The 7,804-nt window shown below is 28.5% G+C and carries 7 protein-coding genes; 6 read left to right on the top strand and 1 reads right to left on the bottom strand.

The window, feature by feature from the left end; genetic code table 11:
* Positions 1–917: RNA-guided endonuclease InsQ/TnpB family protein (locus CLPU_RS01870; protein ID WP_050353932.1), on the bottom strand; the 917-nt coding region annotated here is incomplete at its 3' end.
* Positions 918–1,048: 131 nt separating this feature from the next.
* Between CLPU_RS01870 and CLPU_RS17955 the strand changes: the two genes are divergently transcribed.
* The 6 genes from CLPU_RS17955 (at position 1,049) to CLPU_RS01845 (ending at position 7,793) form a co-directional block, all read left to right on the top strand.
* Positions 1,049–1,183: a hypothetical protein gene (locus CLPU_RS17955; RefSeq protein WP_268760439.1), complete on the top strand. Its 135-nt coding sequence runs from the start codon at positions 1,049–1,051 to the stop codon at positions 1,181–1,183.
* 272 nt (positions 1,184–1,455) lie between these two features.
* Positions 1,456–2,625: a pyridoxal-phosphate-dependent aminotransferase family protein gene (locus CLPU_RS01865; RefSeq protein WP_235436078.1), complete on the top strand. Its 1,170-nt coding sequence runs from the start codon at positions 1,456–1,458 to the stop codon at positions 2,623–2,625.
* A gap of 426 nt (positions 2,626–3,051) precedes the next feature.
* Positions 3,052–3,258, top strand: coding sequence for a hypothetical protein (locus CLPU_RS01860; protein ID WP_050353931.1), 207 nt, complete (start codon positions 3,052–3,054; stop codon positions 3,256–3,258).
* Positions 3,259–4,234: 976 nt separating this feature from the next.
* On the top strand, positions 4,235–5,029 hold the full coding sequence (locus CLPU_RS01855) for an FAD binding domain-containing protein (protein ID WP_082154022.1): 795 nt from the start codon (positions 4,235–4,237) through the stop codon (positions 5,027–5,029).
* Positions 5,029–5,478 carry a (2Fe-2S)-binding protein gene (locus tag CLPU_RS01850; RefSeq protein ID WP_050353930.1) on the top strand — a complete coding sequence of 150 codons (450 nt, stop codon included), beginning with the start codon at positions 5,029–5,031 and terminating at the stop codon, positions 5,476–5,478. Before CLPU_RS01855 ends, CLPU_RS01850 begins: the two co-directional genes overlap by 1 nt.
* Before the next feature lie 2 nt (positions 5,479–5,480).
* Positions 5,481–7,793: a xanthine dehydrogenase family protein molybdopterin-binding subunit gene (locus CLPU_RS01845; protein ID WP_050353929.1), complete on the top strand. Its 2,313-nt coding sequence runs from the start codon at positions 5,481–5,483 to the stop codon at positions 7,791–7,793.
* Positions 7,794–7,804 lie beyond the last annotated feature (11 nt).

The raw sequence follows: 7,804 nt of genomic DNA, 5'->3' as shown, positions 1-7,804 counted from the left end.
TGATTAGTTTTTCCAATATTTATATTTTGTTTCCATTCTTGGTTGTAGCCAATTATTACTTTTGAAATATTATTATCTATACAATAATTGATAATATAGTTACTGACTTTGTGGAATTTATCTTTAAATACATTATTTCTCTTATAGTATAATCTGTCTATTTTTTTAGTTGAATATCTATCATTAACTTTTTTAGATATAGATTTGTATTTTGATAAGTTTTTATTAAATAATCTATTAATAGATTTTATTTCTCTACCATCTATGATGATAGGCTGATTATTTACGTTGTTTATCATAGTACAAAGATTATCTATACCTAAATCAATAGATAATATATTCTTATTTTTAGTAACTTTAGGATAGTTGTTTTCATTATTAAGATAAATAAATTCTACTTTTAGAAATTGCCCTAGTGGATTAATTCTTAATTCTTTTATAGTTTTACCTATTATATGCTTAGGTATTGTAATGATAAGTTCTTTAAGATTGTGTTTTTCTAATAACTCTTTTTTTACAGTAAGTCTTATTTGATTATTACTAATATATCTCATATGAGCAGGAGTATATAATAATACAAATTTACCTTCTTTATTTAAATATCTAGGGATTTTAATAGGTTTATTATAATTACCTTTTTTCTTCTCTCTAAGTAGTCCAAAGAATGATTTCATAGTTCTTTCAACTACTTTCATAGTTTGTTGTGCTACTTGAGAAGGAAGTAATTTATAGTTTTCAGTATTTTTTAAAATATGGTATGCTTTTGTATATTTTAAAAACTCACTAGTGTTGAAATAATGTTGTCTTACTTCATATAAAGTAGAATTATATAAGTTTTTAGATAACCAACATAACTCTTTTACTAGATTAAATTCATTTTGATTTAATCTAAGTCTATTAACAGTTGTTAGATACATTATTTCACCACCTTTAAGAATCTTATTATATATACAATATGTCATATACTAAGGTGTATTTCAATACTTGTCTATCGACAAATGTCAATTCATCACCCACCTAAAGAAGTAGGAGTATTCTTGACATAAAAATGATAAAAAATAAAAGTGAGACTATTGAAGATTTAAACTCTGTTATTACTAGATTAGATAATCAAATAGAAGAATTTAAAAAAATTATTGATGAAAACAAAACAATAGATGAAAATAAAGAATTACAGGAGTAAATTTTTAATGAAGTCTATAAGTTAGAAGATATTGTAGTGTTTAAAGATGAAGAATAATATAAACTAAAAGTATGAGATAAAAGGTATTTAAAATAACAGTAAAGCATCTAATTCATGAGTTAGGTGCTTTATTTTATTTAAAGATATAGAAATAATGTATACATTGACATTGTAGAATTGTACTGGTAAAATGATTAATAATATCCATACACTTACAATGTACCCATTCAATATTTAGCTATATATTAATTAAATAAAATATTATAGAGGATATGTTACATACTAGTAAAGAAGGAGCTGATATGATTATGAGACATCCACTTATTATGACACCAGGACCTACTCAAGTACATGAAGAAGTTAGAAGAGCTATGTCAATTGAACCTACTAATCCTGATTTAGATGAGAATTTTTTTGAATTTTATAAAAATACTTGTAATAAGATCAAGAGGCTTTTAAATACTAATAATGATGTACTTATATTAGATGGAGAAGGAATACTAGGTCTGGAAGCAGCATGTGCCTCATTAATAGAGCCAGGAGATCGTGTATTATGTATCGATAATGGTATATTTGGTAATGGTTTTGGTGACTTTGCTAAAATGTATGGCGGAAATGTTGTGTATTTTAAATCAGACTATAAAAAATCAATAGATATTAAAGAATTAGAAGAATTTTTAAAAGAAGATAGTGATTTTAAAGTTGCCACACTTGTTCATTGTGAAACACCAGCAGGTATAGTGAATCCTGTAGATGAAATATGTCCGTTATTAAAAAAATATGGAATTGTGTCTATTATAGATTCTGTATCAGCTATAGGAGGAGAACTAGTAAAAGTAGATGAGTGGAACATGGATATTGTACTTGGAGGATCACAAAAATGCTTATCTGCACCTCCAGGACTAACTTTCTTAAGTATAAGTGATGATGCGTGGAATATTATATCAAACAGAAAAATACCTATTGCAGGATTTTATTGCAATATAGGAGTATGGAAAAATTGGTATGAAGATAAATGGTTCCCATATACACAACCTATAAGTGATATTTATGCACTAGATTGTGCTATTGATAGATTGCTTTCAAAAAATGACTATGTTTATAGACATAAAAAGATAGCAAATGCTGTAAGAATGGCTATTGTAAATTCAGGACTATCATTATATCCTTTAGAAGGATTTTCCAATACAGTTACAACTATTTTAGTTCCAGAAGGAGTTTCTTATAGAAATATATATAATGATATGCTTAAAGACCATAACATAATGATTGCAGGAGCTTTTGATTACTTAAAAGATAAAGTTTTAAGGATCGGACATATGGGAGAAAACTGTTATGAAGAAAAACTATACATAACATTAAAAGCTTTGGATAGTACATTAAGAAAGTATAATATAAAACTCAAAGGCGAAATTCATAAATATTTTATAGATGAGATATAAATTGATGATATAAAAATAATAAAAAATACGTTTATAAATAAATTTATTTATAAACGTATTTTAATTATTTTAAGGTAGTATTAAGTAATTATATATGTAAAAAATGACTCGTTTAAAAAATCTTATGGAGTTTCTAAAAAAATTCATTAAAGATTTCTTTGTAATTTGTCTAATAACATAATAATTTCTAGTGATTCACTTTATGCATTTTATAAAAAATTTTACAGTTCAGTTAATATATATTTATTAAATATAGAAAACAGATAATATAGAATTAATAAATATGACTTGAAAAGAAGTTGAAAAATGTATAATATGAAAACGTAAAAAGTTAATTTAAATTTAAGAAGGTATAATTCTATATAGATGTTACATACATTTACAAGGACAGTGTAAAAAACGCATAACAATCCAAACAAGTCTTATATGTTGATATGTATATTAACTCATGAAGATATTCTAAAAGTTAGATTTGCAGAAATAAGACGAACTTATCTCAGAACTTTTCCTCAGGATATATATATTTCATATGAATATGTTAGATTTTTAGAAAATGATATAGGAATTTTAGCTAGAATAAGTGAAGAAACACCGTACTTAATCTATACATCAGAGTTCTATAGAAAGCTTTAAAAATGATGATTACTTAAAGCAATGTATAATGAATCCTTGTCATAATATTTTCAAGTCATGATAGGAAAACGATATCTAAACTTTCCAGTTTCCTATATAGAATTAGAGTGACTAAGTTAAATAACTAAGATATTATTCAACAATTGTAATTTTAATCGCTATAAGTATATGAATTTATATAAGATAAAACTCTTATTCATCATATATACTTAAAAGTTACTTATAGTGATAAATGTAATACGTCATCGTTATACTATTGACAATATAACGATATTAACAGTATTATTTAAAGTTAATCACAAAATAGAAACAATAAATACTTGTGATTAGTATGACAATTAGTAAAATATGTTGATACAGGAAGTCTAGAATCGTTATATGGAGCTAAAAAATTTTCCTTAATATAAAATTATAAAAATAAGCACTAGCAGAAACCTCAGTCATAATGTACAGTTTTGTTATACTATAATTAGTATTACCAAATAGACATTACCAATAGATTGTTTATTACAATATTTTAGATCAATCATAAAGTCTAACTAAGACAAAAGAATACCATACAATAATAACTACTACAATAAGTTGAGATAAAAATAACTAAATTTCATAAGTACTTAAAAGAAATTAACTATAAAAATATGATTGCGTTATACTAAGCAAAGTATAACAAGAAAATTATAAAAATTCAATAGTCTATTTACTTTATTATCTTTAAATTAATTTGAAAATACAATTTAAAATAAAAAATAATAGAGTAATAATGATTACTGAGCTAAATAATATAAAAAATTTAAAATTATTTAGTTAACTTAAAGGATTTTTATGAATATAACTGTTATCAAAAATCTTTAATCTAGTATATACCTTCGTTATACTATCGATAGTATAACGAAGTTTATATAAAATCAAATAGGCTGTCTAATATATCATGTCAGAATCAGCCAAAAATATGATTAAGACGGGAGAGTGATAAGTAGTGGCAATTACTACAATAGGTGAATATAAAAAGCCTAAAAATCCTAAAGAAGCATATGATCTTTTAATGTCCCAAAAAGATTCGTTACTGATAGGGGGTGGAGCATTTATACATCTTGGACCGAGACATATTGGTTTAGCAATTGACTTATCTGACACAGAAATGGATTATATCAAAGAAACTGATGCTACAATTGAAATTGGTGCAACGACAACGTTTAGAGAGATTGAGACAAATGAACTTTTAAAGAAATATTTTGATAATTTATTATCTCATTCAGTTGAAAATATTGTAGGTGTTCAATTGAGAAACATGGTAACTGTAGGAGGAACTGTTCATGCTAAGTATGGATTTTCAGACTTTATTACAGCTCTTAGAGTTTTAGATACTAAAGTTATACTTCATAATGGCGGAGAAATGACTCTTGATGAATTTATTGACTCCAAAAAAGAAAAAGACCTTCTTGAAAAAATTATTATAAAAAAAGAAAACTTAAGAGCATCTTTCCAAATGATGAGAAACTCTATTGCAGATTATGCAATTCTTAATGTTGCAGTTTCTAAAGGAGATAATGGTTTTAAAATAGCTGTAGGTGCAAGACCAGGTATAGGAGAATTTCCTAAAAAAGCAATAGAATATCTAAACTCTAGTGAAATCAATGAAGAAACAGCAGACATGGCAGGTAAAATTGCTTCAGAGGAGCTTAAATTCGGAACTAATGGACTAGGCTCAAGTGAATATAGAACTCACCTTTGTCATGCACTTGTGAAATCTGCAATACTGGAGGTGCTATAATGCAAATAAAAATTAATGTAAATGGAGAAGACAAAACTGTAGAAGTTAAGCCTCACGAGTATATATTAGATACATTAAGAAATCTAGGATACTATAGTGTAAGACGTGGTTGTGATACTACATCATGCGGTTTATGTACTATATTAGTTGATGGAAAACCTATTCTTTCATGTGGAACTTTTGCAGCTAAATGTGATGGTCATAAGATAATAACTGTGGAAGGAACTGGTGAAGAAGGAAAAAGATTAGCACAATGTATAGTGGAAGAGGGTGTAGATCAATGTGGATACTGTAGTCCAGGATTTATACTTACTGTACTTGCAATGAAAAATGAACTTAGAAGTCCAACAGATGATGAAATAAAGCACTATCTTACAAACAATCTTTGTAGATGTACAGGATATGAGGGACAACTAAGAGCAATTAGAAGATTTTTAGAGGAGGTATAATTATGAAAGAGGTAACTAGAAGTATTCCAAAAGTTGATGGACTGGGACTTATACTTGGAAAACCTGTATATACAGATGACTTAGCTCCAAAAAATACACTTATTGTAAAAATCTTAAGAAGTCCTCATGCATTTGCAAGAATAAAGTCTATTAATACAGATATAGCAAAAAAAGTCCCTGGGGTAGAATGTATATTAACACATGAAGATGCACCGAAAAATAGATATACAAGGGCAGGTCAAGCTTATCCAGAAACATCACCACAGGATACTTATATTTTAGATGAATATGTACGTTATGTAGGAGATGACGTTGCTATCATAGCGGCTACAAGTGAAGAAAGTGCAGAAAAAGCAAAAAAACTTATAAAAGTTGAATATGAGGTATTAGAGCCTATTCTTGATATAGAAAAATCTGAAGGAAATTCTACAATAATACATCCTGAAGATGATTCGGTATGTCTTGTAGATTCAGTTGGATATGATCCTTCAAAAAATGTTGTTTGTAAACATATCTTTGATTATGGAGATGTTGACAAAGTATTAAGTGAAAGTGATCTTGTACTTGAGAGAACATATCATACTCAATCATCCCATCAAGGATTTATGGAGACATATAGAAGTGCTACACATTTAGATGAACATGGTAGACTTGTTGTATTAAGCTCAACTCAAGTACCTTTCCATGTTAGAAGATCTCTTGCAAAAGCTTTCGATATGCCAATAGGACAAATCAGAGTAATTAAACCAAGAGTAGGTGGAGGTTATGGAGGAAAGCAATCAGCAAATACAGAATATTATCCAGCATTAGTTACTCTAAAAACAGGAAAACCTGCAAAAATTATTTTTACAAGACAAGAAAATTTTGAAGCTGGACTTCCAAGACTTCCAATGAGACTTGATATTAAGGTGGGAGCCAACAACGATGGTAGAATAACAGCAATTGATCTTAAGGCAATCGGTGGATCTGGGGCACACGGAGAACATGCTAACTCTGTATTATTTGCAACAGTAATGAAAGTAATAAATCTTTATAATAAGGTAGATGCTGCAAGATATAGAGGTACTGGAGTCTATACAAATACAGTTCCGACAGGTGCATTTAGAGGATTTGGAGCAACACAAGGGGTATTTGCTCTGGAAAATACAATAAATGAAATTGCTGAAAAATTAAATATAGACCCTACTGTAATTCATGATATGAATATGATAAAACAAGGTGAATGTGCAATTAGATTTGATTGTAATGGTGTTAAAAATACAGGACCATATGAAATTATGCAAAGCTGTGGACTCGAACAATGTGTTAAAAGAGGAAAGGAGCTTATCGGATGGGATGAAAAATTCCCAGGAAAGCAAGTCGCTCCTAATAAATTTCGTGGAGTTGGAATGGCTATAGCTAGACAAGGTTCAGGAGTACCTTATCAAGATATGGGATCAGCTACACTGAAGCTTAATGAAGATGGTACATTTATGTTACTTATAGGTGCTACTGATATAGGCCAAGGTAGTGATACTATTCTTTCACAAATCTGTGCTGAGGCAGTAGGGATTAAAACAGAAGATATTACAGTGTTATCATCAGATACAGACCTTACACCGTTTGATAGTGGAGCTTATGCATCAAGTACAACTTATGTAACAGGTAATGCAGTTAAGAAAACTGGAGAAAAAATGAGGAAGATGATAATTGAAGAAGCTGCAAGAATTCTTAATGTTCCAGTTAGATCAATTAATTTTGATAAAGGAAAGATAACTATTGATGGTATTAGTAAAAATATGACTTTAGGAGAGCTTGGAAAAACTCTTTTATATGCTCAAAAAGAACTAATTGCATCTGATTCATATGTATGTTATAAATCACCACCACCATATATAGCTGCATTTGCAGAGGTAGAAGTTAATACTGATACAGGAAAAGTTTTTGTTGAGAACTTTGTAGGAGTTGTTGATATAGGAACACCAATAAATCCAACTCTTGCTAAAATACAAGCAGAAGGTGGTATACTTCATGGAATAGGTATGGCCCTACATGAAGAGGTTAGAATGAATGATAAAGGGAAAATGGAAACTAATAGTTTTATGACTTATAAAGTTCCAACAAGAAAAGACTTTGGTAACATAATCGTTGAATTTGATGATAGTTATGAACCATCAGGTCCATATGGAGCTAAATCAGTTGGAGAAGTTACACTAAATACATCTGCACCTGCTATAAGAGAAGCTATTTATAATGCAGTAGGGGTTAGAATAAATAGTCTTCCTATGACACCTGAAAAAGTACTTATGGCACTTAAAAATAAGGATAGGGTATAAGGAGCGATACT

The sequence above is a fragment of the Gottschalkia purinilytica genome (assembly GCF_001190785.1).
GTDB lineage: Bacteria > Bacillota > Clostridia > Tissierellales > Gottschalkiaceae > Gottschalkia_A > Gottschalkia_A purinilytica.
This window is presented reverse-complemented; position numbering and strand designations above follow the sequence as displayed.